Origin of the sequence: Thermocatellispora tengchongensis (assembly GCF_014202315.1) — a bacterium.
Lineage (GTDB): Bacteria > Actinomycetota > Actinomycetes > Streptosporangiales > Streptosporangiaceae > Thermocatellispora > Thermocatellispora tengchongensis.
This window is the reverse complement of the sequence record NZ_JACHGN010000001.1, coordinates 96,002-120,063: the sequence shown is the minus strand read 5'-3', so window position 1 is coordinate 120,063 and position 24,062 is coordinate 96,002. Positions and strand designations below refer to the sequence as shown.

Genomic DNA, 24,062 nt, shown 5'->3' with positions numbered 1-24,062 from the left:
AGCGGGGGTAAAGCGTGTCAGAGCACGACAGTCTCGGACCTCGCCGAGACTGTGACGTCACCGCCGCTCAGCCGGGTTCGGACGCGACCAGGGCCAGGACCTCAAGGTGCTTGCGGGCGATCCGCTCCACCAGCCCCCGATGCGCGCACCCGGTCACCTCAAGGGCGCCGTAGTGGGCCGCCTCGACGCAGCGCGTCACGGTCGCCGGGGGATGCACCCCGGCGAACTCCTCGCACAGCGCCGCCGCGACGTCGGCGTACGGGTCGTGGTCGGCGTCGGTCATGCCCGCACCCCGATCTGCTTGCTCATGGTGCTCCGGACGGACACAGAAGAGATACTTTCATAACTCTCTGTACCCGCCAAGCAACAGTGCGTAACAGGATCGGTATCAGACGACTTCAGACGACTCCGTACAACCGGTCGCCGGCGTCGCCCAGCCCCGGCACGATGTAGCCGTTGTCGTTCAGCCGCTCGTCCAGGGCCGCGGTCACGACGCGCACCGGCTTGCCCGAGCCCCGGAACTCCCCGTCCAGGTAGGCCAGCCCCTCCGGCGCGGCCAGCAGGCAGATCGCGGTCACGTCCTGGGCGCCGCGGTCGAACAGCAGCCGGATCGCCGCGGCCAGAGTGCCCCCCGTGGCCAGCATCGGGTCCAGCACGTAGCACTGCCGGCCCGACAGGTCCTCCGGCAGGCGGGTGGCGTAGGTCTGCGCGGTGAGCGTGCCCTCGTCGCGGATCATGCCCAGGAAGCCGACCTCGGCCGTGGGCAGCAGCCGGGTCATGCCGTCGAGCATGCCCAGCCCGGCGCGCAGGATCGGCACCACGAGCGGCGCCGGGCGTGCGAGGCGTACGCCGTGGGCCGGCGAGAGCGGCGTGTCGACCGTCACGTCGGTCACCCGCACGTCGCGGGTCGCCTCGTAGGCGAGCAGGGTCACCAGTTCGTCGGCGAGCCGACGGAACGTCGGCGAGTCGGTCTGCACGTCGCGCAGCACGGTGAGCTTGTGCGCCACGAGCGGGTGGTCGACGACCAGTGTCTCCATGGCCGACAACGGTATCTTGTGCGGCCAGAAGGGGGAACGGGCGGTTCCCACCAGGCGAATTTGATCACAATTTGGCTGGAGGGGCGTACGCCCGAGCGGCGCGTCTGGGAGCATTGGATTCCGTAAGTGACCACGTCGGTGGGGTGACGATGACAGACGAAGACGCGCTTGACTTCGCCATCGTGGTCTATCGGGAGGACGACCACTGGGAAGCCTCGATGCTGCCCGTGGCGCTGACCTCCGATCTCCACGGGCTCATCCAGGCGCTACGCCAGCAACCGAGCATCAGCGGCACGATTGGCCTGGTCGCGGTGGGGGATGAGTTCTTCGTGGCGTTACGGGTGTTTGGTGAGCGGGTGAGCCTGTTCCTGTCCGACATCGCCGCGTCGTGGGACTGGCCGCTGGCACGGCAGGCGCTGGAATACCTCGACGTGCCGGTGCCTGACGAGGAGGAGCTCGAAGCGATCCTCCAGGACGAGGAGATCGCGCTTCCCGCCGGAGATCTGTCGATCTTCGCCGACCTCGGCCTGGACGAGATGGAGCTCGGCGCGCTCTCGGGCGACTTCGAGCTGCTTCCGGACGAGGTGCTCTCCAGCATCGCCGCGCGGCTGGGGTTCTCCGAGCCGTTCGAACGCGCCCTCGACTCGGTGTTCGGCTGATTCCGGGAGCTAGCCCATGCCCTCCAGACCGTCTGGCAACAGTGTGTTCTCCGCCGCCTTCGTCCGAACCGAGCAGGGCTGGAACGGCGCCGAGGTCGATCTCGACGACGCGGAGATCGTGGACGACCTGGGCGACGCCGTGCAGGAAAGCCTGGGGCTGACCGGCGACGAGCTGGTCCTGCTCTGCGTCGAGGTCGAGGACGAGTGGTTCGCCATCGTGCGCTACGAGGGCGACGAGGAGCCGCGCGTCTTCCTGTCCGACGCCCAGGCCGGGGTCAGCGACCCCCTGGGCGCCCTGTTCACCGAACTGGCCGGGGTCGCCCCCGACAAGGAGAGCGCCGACCTCGGCGTGCGTCCCGCGGGCGACTTCGAGCTGCTCAGCGACCTCGGCGTCACCTCCGAGGAGCTGCTTGAGCTCAGCATGGAGGAGGGCGTCCTGCCCGCCGACACGCTGTCGGTGATCGCCGAGCGCCTCGACTTCGCCGACGAACTCGACCGCCTCCACTGACAGCCGGGTGCCGCACACCGACGACTCCGGGAACTCCGGGCGCGACGACTTCGAGCGTGAGCGCTCCGGGAGCGAGGGCTCCGGGAGCGAGGGCTCCGGGCGTGAGGGCTCCGGGCGTGAGGGCTCCGGGCGTGACGACTCCGGGCGTGAGGACTTCGAGCGTGAGGACTTCGAGCGTCCCATGCGCCTGGCCCTGGCCCAGGCCGGCCTCGCCGCGGCCCGCGGCGAGGTCCCCGTGGGCGCCGTGGTCCTCGGCCCCGGCGGCGAGGTCCTGGCCGAGGCGGGCAACGACCGCGAGGCGACCGCCGACCCCACCGCCCACGCCGAGATCCTCGCCCTGCGCGCCGCCGCCGCCCGCCGGGGCGAGTGGCGCCTGAGCGGCTGCACCCTCGTGGTCACCCTGGAGCCCTGCACGATGTGCGCCGGCGCGGCCGTGCAGGCCCGGGTGGCCCGCGTCGTCTACGGCGCCGCCGATGCCAAGGCCGGCGCCGTGGGCTCCCTCTGGGACGTCGTACGCGACCGCCGCCTCAACCACCGCCCGGAAGTCCTGCACGGCGTCCTCGCCGCCGAGTGCGCCGAGGCCCTGCGCGACTTCTTCGCCGCCCGCAGGCCACGCCGGTCCTAGCTACGCCGGTCCCAGCCACGAGAGTCCCAGCCACGCGGGTCCCGGCCACGCCGGTACTAATCGAGTAACGCTTGCTCCTCGACATCCGGTAGGCTGCTCGGCGGTGGAGTCGCCTAGTGGCCGAGGGCGCACGCCTCGAAAGCGTGTGATGGGGCAACCTATCCGTGGGTTCAAATCCCACCTCCACCGCCACACCTCACCGAAGCCCGTTCCCCGTGGAACGGGCTTCGGCGCGTTCGGGGCCCGTCACTCGGCGGGGAGCTCCAGGATTCGGGCGTGCAGGACCGATCGCTGGTGGAGCGCGGCGCGCAGGGCGCGATGGAGGCCGTCCTCCAGGTAGTACTCGCCCTGCCACTGCACGACGTGCGGGAAGAGATCGCCGTAGAACGTGGAGTCCTTGGCGAGCAGCGAGTGCAGGTCGAGCACGGCTTTCGTGGTGATCAAAGAGTCGAGCCGGACCTGCCGCGGGGGGATCTGGGCCCACTCTCGATGGGAGAGACCGTGTTCGGGATAAGGGCGTCCGTCGCCGACCATCTTGAAGATCACCCTATGCAGTTTATGAGAGAAATCCGGTTCCCGCTTTCCCCGACGCCGTGCCGCAGGTCACACCCCCTGCGGACGCCTCCTCACAGATCACCGGAAAACGTGTCGCAGGCGCGCGGATCTCCGCTTTGATAGCCGTTCTTGAACCACTTGACCCGCTGCTCGGACGTGCCGTGGGTGAATCCGTCGGGATCGATCTCGCCGCGCGTGCGCCGCTGGATTCGATCATCGCCTACGGCGGCGGCGGCGTTCAGGGCCTGTTCGATATCGGTGGCGGTGAACTCCCGGTCGTAGAAACCCGTCTTGACGGCATTGTCGGCCCAGACGCCGGCGTAGCAGTCGGCCTGCAGCTCCAGGCGTACCGAGGCGCTGGTCGCGCCCTGGCGGTCGCCGCCGACGCGGCCGGTGGTGCCGAGCAGGTTCTGCACGTGGTGGCCGTACTCGTGCGCGATCACGTACGCCTGGGCGAACGGCCCGCCCTCCGCGCCGAACTGCCGCTGGAGGGTGTCGAAGAAGCTCAGGTCCAGGTAGACCCGCTGGTCGGCGGGGCAGTAGAAGGGGCCGACGGAGGAGTCGGCGGCGCCGCAGGCCGTGTTGACCGCGCCGGTGAACAGGATGGTCTTGGCGGGCGTGTACGCCCCCTCCCCCAGGGTCTCCTCCCAGTACGCCTGGACGCTGTTCACCACGCCGACCACGCGGCACCGCTCGGACTGGTCGGCGTCCTCGCCGGTACGGCACTGCCCGCTCAGGTCGGAGGTGGGCGCCAGCCCGGCCGGCTCGCCGCCGCCGAGGATGTCGCCCGGGTTGACGCCGAACAGCAGTGCCGCGATCAACGCGATGATCCCGGTGATTCCGCCTCCGATGGCCAGCCCGCCGCCGGGGAACCCGCCGCCCCGGCCGCCGACGTCCTCGACCTGGGAGGTGTCGAGCCGGGCGTCGTCCCTGAAGTCCATGGGCATGCGACTTCCCCGGCAGGCGCGGGACATGCGCGGGACATGCGCGGGCACGGGATGAACCCCGGGGGTAAACCAGGTGCGTCCGCGGGGCGGCGCGGCCTACCCTGCGCATATGCCGGACATGTCAGCCATCGTGATCTTCTGCGGGGCCACGCTCGCGCTGCTCCTCGTGCCGGGCCCGGCCGTGCTGTACATCGTCACGCGGTCGGTCGCGCAGGGGCGTACGGCGGGGCTGACCTCGGTGCTCGGCATCCACGCCGGCTCGGTGGTGCACGTGGCCGCGGCGGCGCTGGGGATCAGCGCGCTGCTCGCCGCCTCGGCGACCGCGTTCACGGTGGTGAAGCTGCTCGGCGCGGCCTACCTGATCTGGCTCGGCGTACGCAAACTGCTCGCGCGCGCCGGCGACGGCGCCGAGGAGGCGCCGGCCCAGGTCGCCGGGGCCTCCAACGCCCGCCTGTTCTGGGAGGGCGCCCTGGTCAACGTGCTCAACCCGAAGACCGCGATCTTCTTCATGGCGTTCCTGCCGCAGTTCGTGGACCCGCACGCCGGGCCGGTCGCGCCGCAGATCATGCTGCTCGGCCTGATCTGGATCGCGCTCGGCGTGGCCAGCGACAGCGGGTACGCCGTGCTCGCCGCGTTCTTCGCCACCCGGCTGCGCCGCTCGGCCCGCGCCCGGCGCCGCCTCGACGTGGGCAGTGGCGTGGTCTACATCTCGCTCGGTGCGACGGCCGCGCTGACCGGCGAGCCGCCGCGCGCCTGACCGGGCGCGGCCCGCAGGCCGTCCAGGATCACCGTGACGAGGTGGTCCTCGGCCCGCGCCCCCGGCCGGCACACGGCCACGTTCAGCAGCCCCACGACCTCGCGCGCCGGTATGTCGAGGCGTAGCGAGCCCTCCTGCTGCGCCCGCTGGACGATCTGCTGGATGGCCTCGTCGGCGCGGCGCTGCAACTCCTCCAGCTCCGGATCGTGCTCGCCGTCCAGGGACTTGGTCAGGGCCAGCGGCAGCTCCACGCACCGGCGTACCAGGAGGTCCAGCATCGCCCACGCCGGGATCGGCCGCGCCTCCGCGTCCTGCGCGCAGGCCAGCAGCTCGCGCAGCGAGTCGCAGGCGATCCCGACCAGCAGCGCCCGCTTGTCGGGGAAGTGCCGGTAGAGCGTGCCCACCCCGAGCCCGGACGCCCGCGCGATCTCGTCCATGCCCACCCCGGCCCCGCGCTCGGTGAACAGGCCGATCGCGGTCGCGACGATGCGCGCCCGGTTCCGCCGCGCGTCGGCCCGCACGACACCCCCTCTCCGCTCGGCTCGCCCCACTGTACGCTGACGCGAAGTGGAACCGGAACGTCCGGTTCACCTTAGATCGTGGAGGCAGCATGCGGATCGGGTGGAACGTCCTGACCGACGGCCGGACTCTCGGCGAGATCGTCGCCGAGATACGCCAGGCCGCCGACGCCGGGCTGCACAGCGTGTGGTTCGGCCAGCTCCTGTCCTGGGACGCCGTCACCCTGGCCGCCCTGGCCGGGCAGCAGGTACCCGGCATCGAGCTGGGCACCGCGATCACGCAGACCTACCCCCGCCACCCGATCGCGCTGGCGGGCCAGGCCCTCACCGCCCAGGCGGCGGTCGGCGGCCGGTTCACCCTCGGCATCGGCCCCAGCCATCCGCCGATCATCGAGGGCGTCTTCGGCCACTCCTACGACCGCCCGGCCCGGCACACGCGCGAGTACCTGTCCGCCCTCGTCCCGCTCCTGCGCGGGGAACAGGTCGAGTACCGGGGCGAGACCATCACCGCGGCAGGCGCCGTGACCGTCCCGGGCGCCACCCCGCCCCAGGTGCTCGTCTCGGCGCTCGGCCCGGTGATGCTGCGCGTCGCCGGCGAGCTGTCCGACGGCACCGTCACGACGTGGATCACCGCCCGCTCGCTCGGCGAGCACGTCGTCCCCGAGATCACCCGCGCCGCCGAGAAGGCCGGCCGCCCCGCCCCGCGCGTCGTCGCCGCGGCCGTCGCCGCCCTGACCCCCGACCCTGGCGCCGTACGCCGCGACATCGCCGCCCGCTACTCCGCCGCCTCGGACCTGCCCGCCTACCGCGCCACCCTGGACCGCCAGGGCCTCACCGGCGTGGAACAGACCGTCCTCGCCGGCGACGAGCGCGCACTGGAGCAGGCCATCCGCGACTACGCCGACGCCGGCGCCACCGACCTCGTCCTCAGCCCCTGGGGCGACCGCACCCGCCTGCTCGCCTTCCTGTCGGAGTTGGCGGCACGGGCGTAGCCGGGCACGCCGCCGCGCGGAGACCACGGGATGGCCCGAAACCCGTGGTGGCCCGAAACCCGTGGCGGCCCGGAAACGTCGGAAGGCCCGGACCATGTGTGATGGTCCGGGCCTTCCGGTCAAGCGGAGGATGCGAGATTCGAACTCGCGAGGGGTTGCCCCCAACACGCTTTCCAAGCGTGCGCCCTAGGCCAACTAGGCGAATCCTCCGTCGGCAAGCTTACCTGACTTCCAGGGTCGGCATGACCGCCATTTTCACCGGCGAGCCGACGCGTCGGGACGGCGAACCGATCGGGTCGAGCTGCCCCGAGCACTCCGAGGCGGGGCTAGACTGTCCGTTGGACCCCTCGCGCGGCGTCATCCTGTGAACCTCCCCAGGGCCGGAAGGCAGCAAGGATAAGCGGGCTCTGGCGGGTGTGCGGGGGGTCTCTTAGCTGGAGGGGACCCCCAATGAGCCTCGCGCTGTACCGCAAGTACCGGCCCGGGACGTTCGCTGAGGTCAAGGGCCAGGAGCACGTGACCGAGCCGCTGCGGCAGGCGCTGCGGTCGGGCCGGATCAACCACGCCTACCTGTTCAGCGGGCCGCGCGGATGCGGCAAGACGTCCAGCGCGCGCATCCTCGCCCGGTCGCTCAACTGCGAGAAGGGCCCCACCCCCGACCCCTGCGGCGAGTGCGAGTCGTGCGTGGCGCTGGCCGCCACCGGGCCGGGACACCTCGACGTGATCGAGATCGACGCCGCCTCCCACGGCGGCGTGGACGACGCGCGCGACCTGCGCGAGCGGGCCTTCTTCGCCCCGGTGTCGGCGCGCTACAAGATCTACATCATCGACGAGGCGCACATGGTGACCCGCGAGGGGTTCAACGCGCTGCTCAAGCTCGTCGAGGAGCCCCCGCCGCACCTGAAGTTCGTCTTCGCGACCACCGAGCCCGAGAAGGTCATCGGCACGATCAAGTCGCGCACGCACCACTACCCGTTCCGGCTGATGCCGCCGGCCACGCTGCGCGCACTGCTCGAAGAGATCCTGAACTCCGAGAACGTCCCGTTCGAGCCGGCCGCGCTGCCCCTCGTCGTACGCGCGGGCGCGGGCTCGGCGCGCGACTCGCTGTCGATCCTGGACCAGCTCCTCGCCGGGGCCGACGAGTCGGGCATCACCTACGCCCGCGCCGTCTCGCTGCTCGGCTACACCGACGGCGACCTGCTCGACGAGGTGATCAACGCCTTCGCCGCCCGTGACGGCGCGCAGGTGTTCCAGGCGGTCAACCGGGTGATCGAGGGCGGCCACGACCCGCGCCGGTTCGCCATGGACCTGCTCGAACGCTTCCGCGACCTGGTGATCCTGGCCAACGTCCCCGAGGCCGCGGCCAGCGGCCTGCTCGACCGGCCCGCCGACGAGCTGGAGCGGCTCCAGGCCCAGGCCGCGTCCATGGGGCCCGCCGAGCTGACCCGCGCCGCCGAGGTGTTCAACGCCGGGCTGACCGAGATGCGCGGCGCCACCTCGCCGCGCCTGCTGCTTGAGCTGATGTGCGCCCGCGTGCTGCTGCCCGGCGCCGCCCAGGGCGAGGCGGCGCTCCTGGCCCGGATCGAGCGCCTGGAGCGCGGCGGGGCCGGCGGGGCCGGTGGTGGTGCCGGGTTCGCGGGTGGGGGTGCGGTTCCGCTCGTCGGCGCCCCGGCCGGTGCGTCCGCTCCTGCCGCGGGTCCGGCTGCTCCCGCTGCGGCTCCGGCGGCGCCTGTCGCAGCCGCGCCCGCCGCGCCCGCCGCTCCTGTCGCCGCGCCCACTCCGGCGGCTTCCGCTCCTGCTGCCGCGTCCACTCCGGCGGCGCCCGCGCGGGCCTCGGCGGCCGATGACGACTGGCCGGCCCCGGTGCGGCCCGGTCAGGGCGCGGCCACGCCGCCGAGCACGCCCGCGCCGCAGGCCGCTCCCCAGAGCGCGCCCGCGCCGCAAGGCGGCGGCGGGGCCGGGGGGCTCCAGCAGGCGTGGCCGGCGGTGCTGGGGGCGCTCAAGCAGCGCAGCATCGTGGTCTGGGCCAACGTCAACACCAACGCCCAGGTCGTGGGCGTCGAGGGCAACGTCGTCACGCTCGGGTTCGCCCAGGTGGGCGCGATGCGGAACTTCGTGGGCGGCGGCAAGGACGCCGTGGTGGCCGCGGCGCTCGGCGACGTGCTGGGCGGGCAGTGGCGGGTCGAGGCGGTCGTGGGGTCCGGCCCGCCCGGCGGCGGGCCGCAGGGCGGGCCGGGCGGTGGCGCTCCGGCGCGTCCGGGCGGGCCCCAGGGCGGCCCGGCCGGTGGGGGAGCGTCGCGACCGCAGCCGGCCGCACCGCGTACGGGGGGCGCGGCCGAGAGCGCGCCGCGTCCGGGCGGCAACGGAGCCGCGGCCGAGGGGGCGCGCGGACAGGGGCCACAGGCGTCCGCCGGCCCGGTGGCCACCGACGAGTCCTGGCCCGAAGCGCCGCCACACGACGACCCGGGGGCACCGCCGATGAGCGCGCCCAGTGCCGGTCTGGCCGCGGCGCGGTCGGCCGCCGCGGCCTCGCAGGCGCGCGGGGCGGCGCGGGGCTCGGCCGGCGGGAACGGCACCGGGGCCGCCGCCTGGCCGGACGCGGTGCCCGCCCGCACACCGTCGGCGGGCGTGGTGGACGAGGTCGATCCGCTCAACGACGCCGACGCCGACGTGGACGAGCTGACCGGCATGGCGCTGATCCAGCGTGAGCTGGGCGGCCAGATCATCGGCGAGATCGACCACAGCTAGCCCTGCTCGGCGCCGGATCGCGGAGAGGCCGGGAACGGCCATCACAGAGTGGCCGGGAACGGCCGGAACGCAGGGTGCCGGAACGGGCGGATCACGGGGCGCCGGGAACGTGCCACAGTGGCTGTGGAGAACCCGTCGTCCTACTCCGGGGCGGTCAGGCGCAGGCGGGCGGTGATGGCGCGGTGGTCGCCGGGCGGGAGCAGGGTGGCGACGCGTTCCAGCACCTGGGGGTCGTGGCGGCCCTGGTCGGTCTGGGCGTAGATCCACAGGTCCTCGGGGGAGCCGCTGAGCAGGATGCGGGCGCGTACCTGGCCCTCCAGCTCCTCGCGCTCGCGGCGGATGGCGGGGGCCTCGGAGCGGGGCAGCAGCGGGCCGGGGTAGGCGCGGGCGAGCGGGGCCGGGTCGCGTACCGCGAGCAGCCGTTTGACCTCCAGGAAGTCGGCCTCGACCGGGCACGCCAGCCGGTACGGCTTGGCCGCCACCGCCGCGCCGAGCTGAGCGCGCAGGCGGTGGATCTCGGCCCGGATGGTGACCGGGTTGCCGTCGTCGCCGTACAGGTGGAAGGAGAGCTGCTCGGCGGTCATGCCGCGGGGGTTGAGCGCCAGCAGGGCCAGGATCTCGGCGTGGCGCAGCGAGAGCTGGACGATGGCGCCGTCGAGCCGGGCGTACGGGTGGTCGGTGCCGAGCAGGACGAGGGTCAGCGCGGAGGGGGCGTCGTGCTTGACGGGGCGCAGCAGCCACCCGTCGCCGAAGGGTTCGAGCACGCCGGTGAGGCCGCCGGGTAAGGAGACCCGGCCGCCGGAGGCCGGGACGCGGATGCGCGAGCCGTACCTGCGGGCCGGGTCGCCGGCGATGATCCGGCCGCTCCTGGTCACCAGGGCGTGCGGCTGGCCCGACGTGGTGCGCACGTGGCTCTCGTATCGGGCCCGGAGCCGGTCGTCGCGCTCGCGCGCCCGCAGCGCCAGGTGGCTCTCGGCCAGGCGGGCGGTGGTGTCGACCAGGGCGACCGTGGAGGGGTGCAGCCGCTCGAAGGTGCCGCTGATGTCCACGCAGCCCAGCACCTCGGAGGTGTCGGGGTCGATGATCGGGGAGGCGGAGCAGGACCAGGGGTGCAGCACGCGTACCAGATGCTCGGAGGAGAAGACGTGCACCGAGCGGCGCGCGGCCAGGGCGGTGCCGATGCCGTTGGTGCCGACCGCGTTCTCGCCCCAGTCGAACCCGTCGGTCAGCCCGATCCCGTCGGCGCGCCGCATGGTCGCGTGGTCGCCCTCGCGCCACAGCACCCTGCCCTGCGCGTCGGTGACGACCATGACGTGCCCGGTCTGGTCGGCCAGCGGCAGCAGGGTCTGGGCGAGCAGCGGGAGCAGCGGGTTGAGCGGGTGCGCCAGCCGGATGTCGCGCATGTCGGACTGCTCGTACGCCAGCGGCGCCGAACGGATCTCGGGATCGATGCCGGCGTCCAGCGAGCGCCGCCAGGAGGCCGAGATGAGCCGCCGCGGCGCGCCGTCCTCGACCTCGCCCCCGGTGACCGCCGATTCGTGCCATCTGCGCAGCCGGACGGCGTAGTCGTCCAGTTCGTCCACCGGGTCCACCGGAACGGTCCTCAGGTGTCTGCTGTCACCCATGCGACACCCCCAGTAATCACGTCACTTCGCGAGCATCGGGGTTACGGGCGTTCCCCGCAACCGATTCGGCCAATCCCGGTGTATGCGTACGGTGATCAATCGATCGCAACGTGTATGCAACCTGTTGCTCGCTAGGTTCCTCACCACACCTCGCCGCAGTGCGGCCGCTCGGCGAGAGTGCAGGCCGGGTCCCGGACGTCTGGAGGGGGGCCGGGACCCGGCCGCCCGCAGTTTCGGCCGTGCCGCACCCGGTTACGGCCCTGTCCGCGTGCGCGGAACACATGGGCTCGGCAGTGCGCTGGTGCGCTGGAACCCCGTAGGCTCATTGCGACGGACGTCAGGCATGCGAAAGCGGCATGCGAAAGCCACGAGGAGCGCACGACGGTGAACCCAGGGGATGTCAACCTGCAACAGCTTCTGGAGCAGGCGCAGCTCATGCAGCAGCAGCTCGTGAGCGCCCAGCAGGAGCTGAACGAGGCGCAGGTCGAAGGCTCGGCGGGCGGGGGGCTCGTCGTCGCCACCGTCAACGGTGCGGGCGAGCTGCAGGAGCTGAAGATCAGCCCCGAGGTCGTCGATCCCGGCGACGCGCAGGAGACGGTCGAGACGATCGCCGATTTGGTCATCGCGGCCGTACGCGACGCGGTGCGCGCCGCGTCCGAGCTGCAGCAGGAGAAACTCGGCCCGCTCGCGCAGGGGCTCGGGGGCGGCCTCGGACAACTGCCAGGGTTCTAGCGATGTACGAAGGCGTCGTCCAGAACCTGATCGACGAGCTCGGCATGCTGCCGGGCGTCGGGCCCAAGAGCGCGCAGCGGATCGCGTTCCATCTGCTCGCCGCCGATCCCGCCGACGTGAAACGGCTGGCGCACGCGCTGCTGGAGGTCAAGGAGAAGGTCCGGTTCTGCCGGGTCTGCGGCAATGTGGCGGCCGAGGAGGAGTGCCGCATCTGCCGCGACGCCCGCCGCGACGACCACGTGATCTGCGTGGTGGAGGAGTCCAAGGACGTCGTCGCGATCGAGAAGACCCGTGAGTTCCGCGGGCGCTACCACGTCCTCGGCGGCGCGATCAGCCCGATCGACGGCATCGGCCCCGACGACCTGCGCATCCGCGAGCTGATGACGCGCCTGGCCGACGGCCGGGTCACCGAGCTGATCATCGCCACCGATCCCAACCTGGAGGGCGAGGCGACCGCGACCTACCTCGCCCGCCTGGTCAAGCCGATGGGGCTGAAGGTGACACGACTTGCCAGCGGCCTCCCCGTCGGAGGCGACCTCGAATACGCCGACGAGGTCACGCTGGGCCGCGCGTTCGAAGGACGGAGGTTGCTGGATGTCTGACGAGTGGGGCAATCTCGCCGACATGGTGGCGGGGCACGCGCAGAACTTCCTGGACGGCCTGACGCGGCTGGCGCGGGGCGAGGGCGGCGACGCCATGCTCCCGCTGCTGCTGATGGAGGTCGCCCAGATGAGCCTGGCGGGCGCGCAGCTCGGCGCGAGCCAGGACGTGATCCTGCCCGGGAACTGGGAGCCGCCGATGAGCGAGGACCCCGACCTGGACGAGATCCGCACCGCCCTCGCCGAGCGCCTGGGCCCGGTGGACGTGTACGCCGAGGTCTTCGACCCGTACAAGGACACCTCGGTCACGGCCTACCGGCTCTCCGACGACCTCGCGGCGGTGGCCGCCGACCTGGTGCACGGGCTGCGGCACCACAAGGCGGGCCGGCCGCTGGAGGCGCTGTGGTGGTGGCAGTACTCCTACTTCAACACCTGGGGCAACCACGCGGGCGCCGCGATGCGCGCGCTGCAGGCCCTGGTGGCGCACACCCGGCTGGACGTCGTGGACGAGCGCACGTCGGTGTAGCTCGGGTCATGATCGTCCACATGGTGAATATCCCCGGAGGGCTTCGGCGGACCACCACGTAAACTGTGAGCTCCACAGCCATTCATTGCTTCGGAGACATCTCGTGGCGCTCGTTGTTCAAAAGTACGGTGGTTCGTCCGTCGCCGACGCGTCCAGCATCAAGCGGGTCGCCCAGCGGATCGTCGCGACGAAAAAAGCCGGCAACGACGTCGTCGTGGTCGTCTCGGCGATGGGCGACACCACCGACGAGCTGCTCGACCTGGCTCAGCAGGTCTCGCCCCTCCCGCCGGGGCGCGAGCTCGACATGCTGCTGACCGCGGGCGAGCGCATCTCGATGGCGCTGCTCGCGATGGCGATCGCGAACCTCGGCCACGAGGCGCGCTCGTTCACCGGCTCGCAGGCCGGGGTCATCACCGACTCCACCCACGGCAAGGCGCGCATCATCGACGTGACGCCGGGGCGGATCACGGAGGCGATCGAGAACGGCCAGATCGCGATCGTGGCCGGGTTCCAGGGCGTCTCCCAGGACAAGAAGGACATCACCACGCTCGGCCGGGGCGGGTCCGACACCACGGCGGTCGCGCTCGCCGCCGCGCTCCAGGCCGACGTGTGCGAGATCTACACCGACGTGGACGGGATCTTCACCGCCGATCCGCGCATCGTGCCCGCGGCCCGGCAGATCCCGCACATCTCCTACGAGGAGATGCTGGAGATGGCCGCGTGCGGGGCCAAGGTCCTGCACCTGCGGTGTGTGGAGTACGCGCGCAGGTTCGCGCTGCCGATCCACGTCAGGAGTTCGTTCAGCCAGCGGGTGGGCACGTGGGTCGCCGCCGAGCCGCCCGCGTGGGCCGCCGGGGCGAAGCCCACCACCAGTGACAGCGAAGGAAGCGAGATGGAGCAGCCGATCATCTCCGGCGTGGCACACGACCGGAGCGAGGCCAAGATCACCGTTGTCGGGGTGCCCGACAAGGTCGGGGAGGCTGCCGCGATATTCAAGACGCTGGCCGCCGCCGAGATCAACATCGACATGATCGTGCAGAACGTCTCGGCCGCGGCCACCGGCCGTACCGACATCTCCTTCACGCTGCCGATGACCGACGGCCCGGCCGCGCTGACCGCGCTCAAGCGCATCCAGGACCAGATCGGCTTCGAGTCGCTGCTGTTCGACGACCAGATCGGCAAGGTCTCGCTGATCGGCGCGGGCATGCGCTCCCACCCCGGCGTCACCGCCACCTTCTTCTCGGCGCTCGCCGACGCGGGCGTCAACATCGAGATGATCTCCACCTCGGAGATCCGGATCTCGGTCATCGTCGGCCAGGACGAGGTCGACGCGGCCGTCAGCGCCGCCCATCACGCATTCGACCTCGACTCCGACCAGGTCGAGGCCGTGGTCTACGGAGGTACCGGACGATGAGCAAGCCCACTCTCGCCGTCGTCGGCGCGACCGGTGCCGTCGGCACCGTCATGCTCGACATCCTGTCCAACCGCCCCGACGTCTGGGGCGAGATCCGGCTCATCGCCTCGCCGCGCTCGGCCGGCAAGGTGCTCCGGGTCCGCGGCGAGGACGTCGTGGTCCAGGCGCTGTCGCCCGAGGCGTTCGACGGCGTGGACGTCGCCATGTTCGACGTGCCCGACGAGGTGTCCGCCGAATGGGCGCCCATCGCCGCCGCCCGCGGCGCGGTCGCCGTGGACAACTCCGGCGCGTTCCGCATGGACCCCGACGTTCCGCTGGTCGTCCCCGAGTGCAACCCCGAGGCCGCCCGGGTGCGGCCCAAGGGCATCATCAGCAACCCCAACTGCACGACGCTGTCGATGATGGCCGCGATGGGCGCGCTGCACCGCGAGTACGGGCTGAAGGCCCTGGTCGTGGCCTCCTACCAGGCGGTCTCGGGCGCGGGCGTGGCCGGCCCCGAGCGGCTGTACGACGAGGTCGCGGCGCTGGCGGGCGACCGTGCGATCGGCACCGTGGCGGGCGACGTGCGCAAGGCCGTGCCCGACCTGGCCGACTCGCCGTTCCCGGCGCCGATCGCGTTCAACGTCGTGCCCTGGGCGGGCTCGCTCAAGGAGGACGGCTGGGCGTCCGAGGAGCTCAAGGTACGCAACGAGTCGCGCAAGATCCTCGGCATCCCCGACCTGAAGGTGTCGGCGACGTGCGTACGCGTGCCGGTGGTCACCACCCACTCGCTGGCCGTCCACGCCACCTTCTCCAAGCCGGTCACGGTCGAGGGCGCGCGGGCGATCCTCGACGCCGCCCCCACCGTGGTCGTGCTCGACGACCCGGCCGCCGGGGTCTTCCCGACTCCGGCCGACGTCGTGGGCACCGACCCGACCTATGTCGGCCGCATCAGGCAGGCGCTCGACTTCCCCGACACGCTCGACCTGTTCGTGTGCGGTGACAACCTGCGCAAGGGCGCGGCGCTCAACACCGCCGAGATCGCCGAGCTCGTGGCCGCGGAGCTGTCCGCCTAGCCGGTTCACGCAGCGGTGGGCACGGGCCGGCGTGGCCGTCGGCTCGTGCTCACATGAACTGGATGTCCCAGTGGTCCGACTCGTGGGCGTATATGTCCCCTCCGGGGGACTTGTAGAGCGCTGCGCCGTCGCCGCGCGTGCCGTGCGGCTCGAAGGTGCGGGTGATGTAGCGCGTCACACAGCGGTTGGCCGTGATGTCCAGCTTGTAGCCGTTGGCGTGGCTGTACGTGCCCGGCGCGTGCCCGGTCTCGGTGCCACCGGTGATCATTATCGGGCACCGGCTGGCACGCTTGAGCGCGATCACCTTGTCCACTGTGCCGGTACGCACCGAGTCCAGCGAGGTGCAGGTGTGCACGTGCCGGTCGGAGCAGCCGCCCGAGGACTTCCACTTCAGCCCGGCCCGCAGCAGCCGCCCGACCGCCTGCCGGTGCCCCATCCGCACCGCCGCCTGCGCCCTGGCGCGGGTCAGCCTGTCCGCGGCCACCCGCTTCGCGGCCGGGGCGTACGTCAGCACCCTCTCCCGAGCCTCCCGCACGACGGGCCGGAACGCCCGGTGCCGCCAGGTGCGGCTCTCCCGATGCGCCTGCACCCGCCGCGCGTGAACGCCCCCGACGTTCGAGACGCCCTCAACGCCCTCCAGGTTCTCAACGTTCTCAACGTTCTCAACGCCCTCACCGACGGGCCGCCGGACGGTCTCGGTCGCCTTCCCCAACGCCGCGATCCCGGCGAGCACCGCCATCCCGGTATCCGATGGCGCCGTGTTCAGCAGCTCGGTGTCCGGCAGCTCGGCGCCCGGCAGTTCGGCGCCCGGCAGCCCGGAGTCGAACGGCGCGATGTCCGGCGCCCGGTCCTCGAAGACCCGGTGCAGCCGTTCGATGCGGTAGTCCCGTACGTTCACGTCCCTCTGCGGTGTGCCCGCCTCGCCCCCCTCGGGCAGCGGGTTCGCCACCCGCAGCCGAGCCGTCCGGGGCACGCGCGCCGCGCGTACCGGCCGGGTGGTCTGCTTGCGCGCCTGAGCGGGCGCCTTGGCGCCCGCGGCGACGGAGGCCGCGCCGGCGGACGTGGCGCGGCTCTCGGCGCCCGCGGTGGCCGCCGAGGCCACCGCGACGATGGACGTCTGTACGGCGAGCAGTACAAAGGCCGTGAGCCGTACGGGCCCCCGTTTACATGGACTGGTCCCCATGTTGATCCCTTTTCGCGGATTGCCCTTCCGCCGAGAGGATCAATCCCACGATTCCGCGCAGGTGATCCCTCTTCGTCCACACTCTTTGCGGTGTGGTGGTGATCACGGTCAGGGTTCATGACCTAACAGGGGGGTGAGTCGTACAGTGACGAACGTGGCGGAACCGACGCGGCGGGGCCGGGGCTCGGAGGCGACCCGAGAACTGATCGTGGAGACCGCGCTGAGACTTTTCCGCGAGCGCGGCTACGAGGCGACCACGATGCGGGCCATCGCGGCCGAGGCCGGGGTGTCCGTGGGCAACGCCTACTACTACTTCTCCTCCAAAGAGGCGCTGATCCAGGCGTACTACGACCGCGCGCAGCGCGAGCACGAGGCCGCCTGCCGCGCCCTGCTGGACCGCGAGCGGGGCTTCGAGGCCCGGCTGAGCGGCGTGCTGCGGGAGTGGGTGCGGGTCTCCGAGCCGTACCACGAGTTCGCGGTGAAGTTCTTCAAGCACGCGGCCGAGCCGAGCAACCCGCTCAGCCCGTTCAGCGCCGAGTCCACCCCGGCGCGCGAGTCCTCGATCGCCATCTACCGCGAGGTCGTCGAGGGCTCGGCCGACCGGATGGACCCCGAGCTGCGCGCGGAACTGCCCGAACTGCTGTGGCTGATGTCCATGGGCGTGGTGCTCTACTGGGTGCACGACACCTCGCCGGGGTGCGCCCGGACGTACCGGATGATCGAGCTCACGGTCCCGCTCGTCGGCCGCCTGGTCGGCCTGTCCCATCTGCCGGGCTTGCGGGGGATCACCAGAGACTTCCTCGCCGCGGTGCACGAGTTGCGCGCCTGAACCATGGGATAACGCGGGAACTTCCATTACTCTTCGTGCTTGTATCACTGCGATGAGTGTGCATGTCTCGGAGGGTGCTCATGGGCTGGTTGACCGTGCTCGCGGTGGCGGCGTTCGGCGCGATGGTGATCGCGCTCACCGTGCTGCGGCGCAAGGGAAGGGTCGATGAGGAGCGCGGCTCCGTCGCCCTCGACTTCGCCGCCAACCTGGCGCTCGCGGTCTACCTGCTCGTCCTCGCGTACGCCGCGGTGCTGTGCCGCGACGCCGTCACCGCGGCCAACGCCGACGCGGCGGCCGAGGCCGAGAGCCTGACCGAGCTGTACTGGAGCGTCGCGCCGATCAAGGGCGCCGAGCCCATCCAGGAGAAGGTCCGCCTCTACACCGACCAGTCCATCAAGCTCGACTGGCCGATGATGGCCCGCGACCGGCTCTCCGAGACCCCCGACCTCACCCTGGAGCAGATGCGGGCCGACCTGCTGCGGCTCAAGCCCGCGACCGACGCCGAAAAGGACCTCCGCCAGGACGCCCTGGCCCACGCCGCCGAGGTCAGCCACGCCCGCGGCATCCGCGCCGACGACGCCGCCAGCCGCCTGGAACCCATCTTCATGATCACCATGCTGATCTCGGGCGTGATCGTCATCGCCCTGCCCTGGATCCTCGGCGTACGCCCCACCGCCGCCTCGGTCCTCAGCGACGTGGTCCGCGTCGCCATCGTGGTAGCCGGCCTGCTGTTCATCCAACTGATGAGCCACCCCTACAGCGGCCTGCCCGCCGTCGAACCCACCGCCTTCCAGGCCGCCCAGTCCCAGTACGACCGCATCGACGCCCAGTTCCCCCCACCGCCACCCCGCAGCTGACAAAGGCCCTCGCCACGCTCGGGCGCTCTTTCCATGTCGGGCTTCGTCCGGCGCCGGCGCCCAATCGCCCCACCCGTCGCTCACCTCATCGCCGGCCCACGTGGCGCCCGCCCCGAGCTCCTGGCAGCCGCATCGGCCCTATGCGTCCTCGCGGTCCGGCTCCACCCCGGCGTCCGGCCCGACCCCGGCCTCCGGGTCAAGCTCGGGCCCCGCGGCGGGCGGGGGCGGCCGATGCGGCGCAGCGACGCGTTCCGGCGGGCCACCCATGCCGATCAGAGCGTCAACCCATCGAGCCACCCCGCCCCCTCTCACACGCGCGCTCGCGCTGGGCCTGCACGTCCAGGTGCTCGCGCAGTCGGTCTGCACGAGCAGCAGGTGGTAAGCCGCGCCCTGGGCCGGGTCCGGCGCCGGGTCCGGGATGTCCTGGGCTTCGCGGATGAGGGTCAGGCAGCGCGTGAGGTACTCCCGGTAGCGGTGGTCGTCATGCCGCCACCCGGATGGGGTGGGGCGCGCCGGCCCGGCCACCCACGGGGGCCGAGTGGTCCGGCGGGCGCGACCCGTGCGGCCCCAGGGGGTGGCCGCGCTGGGGAGGTGGCAGGGGATGCGCAGCATCCGCACCTCGGCAGGGCGGACGTCGCCGAGCCGGGGCGGCGCCGGGCGGTGTGCGCACAGGCCGAGGCGGCGGCGCTGCTCCAGGCGGGCACGGGCCTGCGCGGGCGGCAGCTCATCGGCATCGGTGGGGCGGACACCACAAGTCAAACGACAAAAGGCCCCACCTCCGTAGAGGTGAGGCATTTTCTTGTCCGGGAAAGGGGAACCGGAGAAGTCTTCAGTTACCTTTTACGATGAGTGTGGATATGGCGTAGGGTCGAGTGCTGGGGCAGAATTTCGTAGACGTGTAAGGTACGCCGACCCAGGGCCCGTAGTAGTTGGCCGCGCCACCGGAGGCCGGATTGTTGGTGCAATACACCATTACCCTGACGTGCCCGGTGCCCTTCTCGCAACGTGCATAGCCGTAATCGGTCGCGTGACCCGTCGTGGAAGCGTAACCGATTCCCTTTACGCAGCCGGAGGGCAGGGCCTGAGCAGGGCTGGGGTTGACCAGAACAAACGTGCCCGCTGCGATGGCGAGCGTTGCGGCAAGCTTCCGCATGTGGTCTCCGTCCCGAGGGTTGGGAATCCTGCGCGACAATCGAACCAAAACCCGGTATGTCGGCGGTATGCACTGCTGGGCGTCCAGGTTGTCGCCGTTCAGCGAACCTTTTCACCGTGACATCGCAGGTCGCAGGCCCACTACAGATCCAAGCCCTTGGTAAGGAGGGTTGTCGACCGAGATCAACCGGTACAACCAGGGGCTTGCATGCGGTTCTACCGTGCCGCGCCGCCGTCGTTGTCCTGGCCTACCTGCACAAAGGGGAGACCTTCGCCGAGATCGCCGCCGGATTCGACCTCGGGCGCATCTGGGCATCATCCGCCGGCTACGGACAGGGGATGCGTCGGCGCAGGTCATCGGGTGCTCCTGCCGTACAAGGCGCGCAAGAAGGCCGCAGTCGCAGAAGGCGGCCAGCTCGGTGCACGCCAAGCTCCGCGGTCTCGGCGGCCGAAACCTGGTCCGGAGCGGCGGCCTCAAGTCCGGCAACCGGTTGCCCGCGCGGCGAGACCTGCAAGGCGGCCGGATGGATGGGCCCCTGGTCAGGCCGCCGTTGTGGCGAGGGCTCAGCGGAGGCGGCGGGTCAGGGTTGTGGTGGCCAGGACCGTGGTGAACAGGACGATCACGGTCGTGCGGTCGGTGGGGCCGCGGCGGTTGGCGAAGCGGTCGAGGGTGCTGGGTGGGCGGTGGGGTGGGATCCAGGCTGCGGGGGTGGGGGTCGGGGTCGGGGTGGGGGTTGGGCGGGGGCGGGGGCGGTTCGGGGTGGAGGGGGCCTGGGGGAGTGGGGGGCGGGCCTTTTGTGGGGGTTTGGGGAATTTGGGGGGTGCCGGCGGGGGTGGGGGTGCGGGGGGAGTGGGGGGTGGCGGTGGGATGGGGACGGCGGGGGGTGGTGGGGGGGCGGGTGGGCGGGGGCCGGCGGCGTCGGCGGCGGGGGGCAGCAGGGCGATGAGGGCCGGGGTGATGGCCAGGCCGGTGGTCAGGGCCAGGACGGCGATCACCCGGCCCCGCCGTGACAGGCGGCGGGTGAGCAGGCGGGACAGGAGGGTGGGGCGTCGCTTACGGTGACGGGCCCGTCGCTTTGCGCTCACGTTTCCTAGTTCTAGCACGTCGGGCCGGGGCTTGCCTATGGATCAACGCGTGCTTGAATCCCCGTACCGTCCGGTTGGTACGGTGGCCTATTGACGTGGCCCACCCCAATGGGGGCAAGCTACGACAGAATGACATTCTGGATGGAGGGTCGGATGGCCGCGGGTGCTCGCTGGGGAATGACGATTCCGTTCTACGACCGCTCGCTCGCCGGCTCCAGGGAGTTGGTCGAGGAGCTGCCCGGCCTCGGGTACACCGATGTGTGGAGCGCCGAGGTCAGCGGGGTGGACGGGTTCGTGCCGCTGGCGCTGGCCGCGCAGTGGGCCCCGCAGGTGCGGCTCGGGACCGCGATCGTGCCGGTGTCCACCCGCGGGCCGGGGCTGCTCGCGATGTCGGCGGCGACCCTGGCCGATCTGGCCCCGGGGCGGTTCGTGCTCGGGATCGGGGCGTCCTCGCCGGCGATCGTGGAGCGGTGGAACGCGGGCGAGTTCGTCAAGCCCTACGCCCGTACGCGCGACACGCTGCGGTTCCTGCGCAAGGCGCTGGCCGGGGAGAAGGTGAGCGAGGCGTACGAGACCTTCCAGGTGAAGGGGTTCAAGCTGGAGCGGGCGCCGGAGATCCCGCCGAAGATCGTGCTGGCGGCGCTGCGGCCCCGGATGTTGCGCCTGGCCGCCGCCGAGGCCGACGGGGCGATCACGAACTGGCTGTCACCGCAGGACGTGCGCAAGGTGCGCGCCGAGGTCGGGGCCGAGACCGAGCTGATCGCGCGGCTGTTCGTGTGCGTGAGCGAGGACGTGGACAAGGTGCGCGAGCGCGCCCGGTGGATGCTCGCGAGCTACCTCACCGTGCCCGTCTACGCGGCCTTCCACGAGTGGCTGGGGCGTGGCGAGGCGCTGCGGCCCATGCAGGAGGCGTGGGCCGCGGGCGACCGGCAGGGGGCGCTGAAGGCGATCCCGGACGAGGTCGTGGACGACCTGGTGGTGCACGGCGACGCGGCCACGTGCCGGGCCAGGGTCCGCGAGTACGTCGCCAACGGGCTGACCACCCCGGTGCTCGCGCCCATTCCGGGCGGGGAGGTGCCGATCGCCCAGGCCGTGCGGGATCTCGCGCCCGGCGAGGCGTGATCGAGGAACCGGGCCGGGCCCGTCAGGCGTTAGCAGGACGGGCCTGGGGGTAGGCCCTGGGGGACGGCGGGAGGTGCCTGTGATGGCGAAGGCGGGGCGGGCCGCTGCGGCGTGGCGCGCGTACCAGGAGGTGAGCCGCACGGGGTCGCCGGGCCTGGGGGCCCGGCTGCGGGCGGTGCCCAGGATGATCGGCGGGGTGATGCGCGGCACCTACCCCCACATGGGCAAGAGCAAGCTCGCCATGATGGGGCTGGGCGTCGTCTACATCCTCTCGCCGGTCGATGTGATCCCGGAGTTCCTGCTGCTGGTGGGCGTGGCCGACGACTTCGGCGTGTTCCTGTGGCTGATGACCTCGCTGCTGGGCGAGAGCGGCCGGTACGTCGACTGGGAGCGGAGGCACCGGCCGCTTGAGGTCCCTGCCGAGGGCGGGCCCGAAGGCCGCTAGATCTCCTCCATGCGCAGCCAGGCCCGCGACGGCAGCGGGTGGCCGAACAGGCGGGCGGCGTTGCCGTAGGCGACCCTGGCGATGTCGGCCGGGGGCAGGGCGCCGAGGTTGCGCGCCACCGTGCGCTGGGTGTCGGGCCAGGTGGAGTCGGAGTGGGGGTAGCCGCTCTCCAGCAGCACGTGGTCGAGCCCCACCGCGAGGCGCACCCCCGACAACGCGTGGTCGTTCAGGGTGCCGAAGAAGAAGTTGCGGCGCAGCACCTCGCTCGGCTTGAGCCCGCCCTCCCAGTTGGCCTCGCCGGCGACGGGGTGGTCCAGGGCGTAGTCGGCGCGCTCGGCGAGCATCGGCAGCCAGCCCACGCCGCCCTCGACGATCAGGATGCGCAGGTTGGGGAAGCGCAGCGGCACGCCCGACCACAGCCAGTCGGCGCAGGCGTACATGGCGCTGGCCGGCATGACCGTGGTGATGGCCTCGATCGGGGTGTCGGGCGAGGGCACCGGGGTCCAGGAGGAGCCGCCGGTGTGCAGGGCCACGACGGTGCCGGTCTCCTCGCAGGCGGCGAACAGCGGGTCCCAGTGGCCGGTGTGGATCGACGGCAGCCGCATGCGGGTGGGGAACTCGGGGAAGGCCACGGCCTTGAAGCCGCGGGCGGCGTTGTCGCGGATCTCCTTGGCGGCGACCTCGGGGTCGTTGAGCCAGGGGAGCTGCAGCGCGATGATCCGCTCCGGGTAGGTGCCGGCCCAGACCTCCACGTGCCAGTCGTTCCACGCGCGCAGCACGGCGAGACCGAGGTCCTGGTCGCGGGTGCGGGAGAACACCATGCCGGCCTGGCCGGCGAGCATGCCGGGGAAGCACAGCGCGGCCCAGATGCCGGCGCGGTCCATGTCGGCGACGCGTGCCTCGATGTCGTGACAGCCCGGACGCATCTGCTCGAAGCGCACCGGATCGAGCGTCCACTGCTCGCGCGGCAGCCCCGCGCCGACGTCGAGCCCGGCGCAGGGGTAGGTGGCGCCGCCGTATCGCCAGACCTGGTGCCCGGCGTCGGTCTCGACGACCTTCGGGGCGAGATCGGCGTACTTCTCGGGCAGCCTGTCCTCGAACATGTCAGGGGGCTCGATGAGGTGATCGTCCACGGAGATGATCACGTAGTCGCGCCGCCTCGGCTCTGGATCGGGAAGCAGCGGCGTAGTCACATGAGAAACCGTATGACGCAGGCATCACACAGAACAAGCTGGGAGGTCTCCGGTTGGTATCCGTTCATTCACCCAGTCTGCCGTCTGTCGCCGCGTGTGGTGAGGAACGCTCCAAAGAACGGTCTCGATCGCCGTCGCCGAGGTCTTCCAAAAGGTGGTCGCGGAGGCGTTCGACCAGGTCATCGCCTATTCCTAACGCATTGCGACAGTACGATCGCACAGAACCATGGGCCGCGCACAATTCGGTCAGGAACAATCGCATCGCTTCGGCGGGGGCACGACCGAAACCGGCCCACGGGATCTCCTCTCCGGGGTGCCGCGCCAGCCAGTCGCGGGCGAACTTCTCCGCGGCGAGGTCGGTGAGCGCGTAGTCGGCGATCACGTCCTCGTGTGGCACGCCGAGCAGCGCGAGCACGAGCGCGGTCACCACGCCCGTACGGTCCTTGCCGGCCGCGCAGTGCACCACGACCGGCGCGTTGTCGGCGTCGGCGATCAGCCGCAGCGCGTCCGCCAGCTCGGCGGTGCCCATCTCGGCGACCCGCCGGTAGTGGTCGGCGAAGAACCGGCCCAGCCCCGCCCGCGGGTCGTACGCCGCCCGGTCCCACGGCTGCTGCTCCACCGACAGGTTGTGGTAGCGGTAGCCGTCGCGGCCGGGGACGCGGCCCTGGGCCTCGGCCTCGTCGGGATGGCGCAGGTCGATGACGGTGCGGATGCCGAGCCGCAGGAAGCGCTCGGCGTCGGCGCCGGTCAGCGCGCCCAGGGAGTCCGACCGGTACAGCCTGCGCCAGCGGACCCGCCGCCCGTCCGCGGTGACGTACCCGCCCACGTCCCGGAAATTGTGCAGCCGGTCGAATTCGATATGACGGATCACGCGCCCTAACCTATCCAGCAGTGGCCA

General features: G+C 71.8%; 25 protein-coding genes, 2 tRNA genes and 1 other RNA gene. 17 read left to right on the top strand and 11 right to left on the bottom strand.

The window, feature by feature from the left end; translation table 11 throughout:
- Window positions 1-67: 67 nt before the first annotated feature.
- Window positions 68-283 (bottom strand): hypothetical protein, encoded by a 216-nt coding sequence (locus HNP84_RS00545; protein ID WP_185047322.1) that lies wholly within the window; start codon window positions 281-283, stop codon window positions 68-70.
- A 115-nt stretch (window positions 284-398) separates the two neighbouring features.
- Window positions 399-1,037, bottom strand: coding sequence for a uracil phosphoribosyltransferase (gene upp / locus HNP84_RS00540; RefSeq protein ID WP_185047321.1), 639 nt, complete (start codon window positions 1,035-1,037; stop codon window positions 399-401).
- A gap of 149 nt (window positions 1,038-1,186) precedes the next feature.
- Here upp and HNP84_RS00535 point away from each other — a divergent pair, with 149 nt between their 5' ends.
- The 4 genes from HNP84_RS00535 (at window position 1,187) to HNP84_RS00520 (ending at window position 3,021) form a co-directional block, all read left to right on the top strand.
- A complete protein-coding gene (locus HNP84_RS00535; RefSeq protein WP_185047320.1) occupies window positions 1,187-1,696 on the top strand; it encodes a tRNA adenosine deaminase-associated protein in 510 nt (169 codons plus the stop codon).
- Between the two features lie 16 nt (window positions 1,697-1,712).
- Window positions 1,713-2,204 (top strand): tRNA adenosine deaminase-associated protein, encoded by a 492-nt coding sequence (locus HNP84_RS00530; RefSeq protein WP_185047319.1) that lies wholly within the window; start codon window positions 1,713-1,715, stop codon window positions 2,202-2,204.
- Window positions 2,205-2,385: 181 nt separating this feature from the next.
- Window positions 2,386-2,829: a tRNA adenosine(34) deaminase TadA gene (gene tadA / locus HNP84_RS00525; RefSeq protein WP_185047822.1), complete on the top strand. Its 444-nt coding sequence runs from the start codon at window positions 2,386-2,388 to the stop codon at window positions 2,827-2,829.
- A 102-nt stretch (window positions 2,830-2,931) separates the two neighbouring features.
- Window positions 2,932-3,021 (top strand) — tRNA-Ser (locus tag HNP84_RS00520).
- Window positions 3,022-3,075: 54 nt separating this feature from the next.
- Here the strand turns inward: HNP84_RS00520 and HNP84_RS00515 are convergent.
- Window positions 3,076-3,375, bottom strand: a complete 300-nt coding sequence (locus tag HNP84_RS00515; RefSeq protein WP_185047318.1) for a type II toxin-antitoxin system VapB family antitoxin — start codon at window positions 3,373-3,375, stop codon at window positions 3,076-3,078.
- Window positions 3,376-3,455: 80 nt separating this feature from the next.
- The gene (gene ypfJ / locus HNP84_RS00510; RefSeq protein ID WP_246517693.1) at window positions 3,456-4,331 is read right to left on the bottom strand and encodes a KPN_02809 family neutral zinc metallopeptidase; all 876 of its coding nucleotides are present in this window, start codon (window positions 4,329-4,331) and stop codon (window positions 3,456-3,458) included.
- Between the two features lie 109 nt (window positions 4,332-4,440).
- Between ypfJ and HNP84_RS00505 the strand changes: the two genes are divergently transcribed.
- Window positions 4,441-5,088: a LysE family translocator gene (locus HNP84_RS00505; RefSeq protein WP_185047317.1), complete on the top strand. Its 648-nt coding sequence runs from the start codon at window positions 4,441-4,443 to the stop codon at window positions 5,086-5,088.
- On the opposite strand, the gene HNP84_RS00500 is transcribed toward HNP84_RS00505, so the two are convergent.
- Entirely contained in the window at window positions 5,034-5,609 is a 576-nt protein-coding gene (locus HNP84_RS00500) for a TetR/AcrR family transcriptional regulator (RefSeq protein WP_185047316.1), read from the bottom strand. The genes HNP84_RS00505 and HNP84_RS00500 overlap by 55 nt on opposite strands.
- An 89-nt stretch (window positions 5,610-5,698) precedes the next feature.
- Between HNP84_RS00500 and HNP84_RS00495 the strand changes: the two genes are divergently transcribed.
- A complete protein-coding gene (locus HNP84_RS00495) occupies window positions 5,699-6,598 on the top strand; it encodes a TIGR03564 family F420-dependent LLM class oxidoreductase (protein WP_185047315.1) in 900 nt (299 codons plus the stop codon).
- Between the two features lie 124 nt (window positions 6,599-6,722).
- Here the strand turns inward: HNP84_RS00495 and HNP84_RS00490 are convergent.
- Window positions 6,723-6,808, bottom strand: a tRNA-Ser gene (locus HNP84_RS00490).
- A gap of 128 nt (window positions 6,809-6,936) precedes the next feature.
- On the opposite strand from HNP84_RS00490, the gene ffs reads away from it, so the two are divergent.
- Both ffs and HNP84_RS00480 read left to right on the top strand, forming a co-directional pair.
- Window positions 6,937-7,032, top strand: an RNA gene (gene ffs / locus HNP84_RS00485) — signal recognition particle sRNA small type.
- Between the two features lie 16 nt (window positions 7,033-7,048).
- On the top strand, window positions 7,049-9,346 hold the full coding sequence (locus HNP84_RS00480) for a DNA polymerase III subunit gamma and tau (RefSeq protein WP_185047314.1): 2,298 nt from the start codon (window positions 7,049-7,051) through the stop codon (window positions 9,344-9,346).
- A 140-nt stretch (window positions 9,347-9,486) separates the two neighbouring features.
- On the opposite strand, the gene HNP84_RS00475 is transcribed toward HNP84_RS00480, so the two are convergent.
- A complete protein-coding gene (locus HNP84_RS00475; protein ID WP_185047313.1) occupies window positions 9,487-10,971 on the bottom strand; it encodes a helix-turn-helix domain-containing protein in 1,485 nt (494 codons plus the stop codon).
- A 384-nt stretch (window positions 10,972-11,355) separates the two neighbouring features.
- On the opposite strand from HNP84_RS00475, the gene HNP84_RS00470 reads away from it, so the two are divergent.
- The 5 genes from HNP84_RS00470 (at window position 11,356) to HNP84_RS00450 (ending at window position 15,297) form a co-directional block, all read left to right on the top strand.
- A complete protein-coding gene (locus tag HNP84_RS00470) occupies window positions 11,356-11,703 on the top strand; it encodes a YbaB/EbfC family nucleoid-associated protein (RefSeq protein WP_185047312.1) in 348 nt (115 codons plus the stop codon).
- Window positions 11,704-11,705: 2 nt separating this feature from the next.
- Window positions 11,706-12,305, top strand: a complete 600-nt coding sequence (gene recR / locus HNP84_RS00465) for a recombination mediator RecR (protein WP_185047311.1) — start codon at window positions 11,706-11,708, stop codon at window positions 12,303-12,305.
- Window positions 12,298-12,828 (top strand): DUF5063 domain-containing protein, encoded by a 531-nt coding sequence (locus tag HNP84_RS00460; RefSeq protein ID WP_185047310.1) that lies wholly within the window; start codon window positions 12,298-12,300, stop codon window positions 12,826-12,828. The genes recR and HNP84_RS00460 overlap by 8 nt, the downstream gene beginning before the upstream one ends.
- Before the next feature lie 103 nt (window positions 12,829-12,931).
- Entirely contained in the window at window positions 12,932-14,242 is a 1,311-nt protein-coding gene (locus HNP84_RS00455) for an aspartate kinase (protein WP_185047309.1), read from the top strand.
- Window positions 14,239-15,297, top strand: coding sequence for an aspartate-semialdehyde dehydrogenase (locus HNP84_RS00450; RefSeq protein ID WP_185047308.1), 1,059 nt, complete (start codon window positions 14,239-14,241; stop codon window positions 15,295-15,297). Before HNP84_RS00455 ends, HNP84_RS00450 begins: the two co-directional genes overlap by 4 nt.
- 49 nt (window positions 15,298-15,346) lie before the next feature.
- On the opposite strand, the gene HNP84_RS50905 is transcribed toward HNP84_RS00450, so the two are convergent.
- The gene (locus tag HNP84_RS50905) at window positions 15,347-16,480 is read right to left on the bottom strand and encodes a hypothetical protein (RefSeq protein WP_221335710.1); all 1,134 of its coding nucleotides are present in this window, start codon (window positions 16,478-16,480) and stop codon (window positions 15,347-15,349) included.
- A 154-nt stretch (window positions 16,481-16,634) separates the two neighbouring features.
- Between HNP84_RS50905 and HNP84_RS00440 the strand changes: the two genes are divergently transcribed.
- Window positions 16,635-17,309 (top strand): TetR/AcrR family transcriptional regulator, encoded by a 675-nt coding sequence (locus tag HNP84_RS00440; RefSeq protein WP_312923249.1) that lies wholly within the window; start codon window positions 16,635-16,637, stop codon window positions 17,307-17,309.
- A gap of 62 nt (window positions 17,310-17,371) precedes the next feature.
- Entirely contained in the window at window positions 17,372-18,166 is a 795-nt protein-coding gene (locus HNP84_RS00435) for a bestrophin-like domain (protein ID WP_185047306.1), read from the top strand.
- A gap of 829 nt (window positions 18,167-18,995) precedes the next feature.
- Here HNP84_RS00435 and HNP84_RS00430 read toward each other — a convergent pair.
- Complete coding sequence (locus tag HNP84_RS00430) at window positions 18,996-19,319, bottom strand: hypothetical protein (protein WP_185047305.1); 324 nt, start codon at window positions 19,317-19,319, stop codon at window positions 18,996-18,998.
- A 1,262-nt stretch (window positions 19,320-20,581) separates the two neighbouring features.
- On the opposite strand from HNP84_RS00430, the gene HNP84_RS00425 reads away from it, so the two are divergent.
- Together HNP84_RS00425 and HNP84_RS00420 are read left to right on the top strand one after the other, a co-directional pair.
- Window positions 20,582-21,526 (top strand): LLM class F420-dependent oxidoreductase, encoded by a 945-nt coding sequence (locus HNP84_RS00425; protein ID WP_246517692.1) that lies wholly within the window; start codon window positions 20,582-20,584, stop codon window positions 21,524-21,526.
- Between the two features lie 82 nt (window positions 21,527-21,608).
- Window positions 21,609-21,971, top strand: a complete 363-nt coding sequence (locus HNP84_RS00420) for a YkvA family protein (RefSeq protein ID WP_185047303.1) — start codon at window positions 21,609-21,611, stop codon at window positions 21,969-21,971.
- Here the strand turns inward: HNP84_RS00420 and HNP84_RS00415 are convergent.
- A complete protein-coding gene (locus HNP84_RS00415) occupies window positions 21,968-23,164 on the bottom strand; it encodes an amidohydrolase family protein (RefSeq protein ID WP_185047302.1) in 1,197 nt (398 codons plus the stop codon). The two genes, HNP84_RS00420 and HNP84_RS00415, sit on opposite strands and share 4 nt — an antisense overlap.
- Window positions 23,165-23,228: 64 nt before the next feature.
- Window positions 23,229-24,035: a tyrosine-protein phosphatase gene (locus HNP84_RS00410; protein ID WP_185047301.1), complete on the bottom strand. Its 807-nt coding sequence runs from the start codon at window positions 24,033-24,035 to the stop codon at window positions 23,229-23,231.
- Window positions 24,036-24,062: the final 27 nt, after the last annotated feature.

Excerpts from the sequence above, each read along its gene's own strand:
- HNP84_RS00535 (WP_185047320.1), top strand. The coding sequence starts at position 1,187 with ATGACAGACGAAGACGCGCTTGACTTCGCCATCGTGGTCTATCGGGAG.
- tadA (WP_185047822.1), top strand. The coding sequence starts at position 2,386 with ATGCGCCTGGCCCTGGCCCAGGCCGGCCTCGCCGCGGCCCGCGGCGAG.
- HNP84_RS00425 (WP_246517692.1), top strand. The coding sequence starts at position 20,582 with ATGACGATTCCGTTCTACGACCGCTCGCTCGCCGGCTCCAGGGAGTTG.
- HNP84_RS00505 (WP_185047317.1), top strand. The coding sequence starts at position 4,441 with ATGCCGGACATGTCAGCCATCGTGATCTTCTGCGGGGCCACGCTCGCG.
- ypfJ (WP_246517693.1), bottom strand. The coding sequence starts at position 4,331 with ATGCCCATGGACTTCAGGGACGACGCCCGGCTCGACACCTCCCAGGTC.
- HNP84_RS00480 (WP_185047314.1), top strand. The coding sequence starts at position 7,049 with ATGAGCCTCGCGCTGTACCGCAAGTACCGGCCCGGGACGTTCGCTGAG.
- HNP84_RS00475 (WP_185047313.1), bottom strand. The coding sequence starts at position 10,971 with ATGGGTGACAGCAGACACCTGAGGACCGTTCCGGTGGACCCGGTGGAC.
- HNP84_RS00545 (WP_185047322.1), bottom strand. The coding sequence starts at position 283 with ATGACCGACGCCGACCACGACCCGTACGCCGACGTCGCGGCGGCGCTG.
- HNP84_RS00430 (WP_185047305.1), bottom strand. The coding sequence starts at position 19,319 with ATGCGGAAGCTTGCCGCAACGCTCGCCATCGCAGCGGGCACGTTTGTT.
- HNP84_RS00435 (WP_185047306.1), top strand. The coding sequence starts at position 17,372 with ATGTCTCGGAGGGTGCTCATGGGCTGGTTGACCGTGCTCGCGGTGGCG.
- HNP84_RS50905 (WP_221335710.1), bottom strand. The coding sequence starts at position 16,480 with ATGGGGACCAGTCCATGTAAACGGGGGCCCGTACGGCTCACGGCCTTT.
- HNP84_RS00530 (WP_185047319.1), top strand. The coding sequence starts at position 1,713 with ATGCCCTCCAGACCGTCTGGCAACAGTGTGTTCTCCGCCGCCTTCGTC.
- HNP84_RS00495 (WP_185047315.1), top strand. The coding sequence starts at position 5,699 with ATGCGGATCGGGTGGAACGTCCTGACCGACGGCCGGACTCTCGGCGAG.
- HNP84_RS00450 (WP_185047308.1), top strand. The coding sequence starts at position 14,239 with ATGAGCAAGCCCACTCTCGCCGTCGTCGGCGCGACCGGTGCCGTCGGC.
- HNP84_RS00420 (WP_185047303.1), top strand. The coding sequence starts at position 21,609 with ATGGCGAAGGCGGGGCGGGCCGCTGCGGCGTGGCGCGCGTACCAGGAG.
- recR (WP_185047311.1), top strand. The coding sequence starts at position 11,706 with ATGTACGAAGGCGTCGTCCAGAACCTGATCGACGAGCTCGGCATGCTG.
- upp (WP_185047321.1), bottom strand. The coding sequence starts at position 1,037 with ATGGAGACACTGGTCGTCGACCACCCGCTCGTGGCGCACAAGCTCACC.
- HNP84_RS00460 (WP_185047310.1), top strand. The coding sequence starts at position 12,298 with ATGTCTGACGAGTGGGGCAATCTCGCCGACATGGTGGCGGGGCACGCG.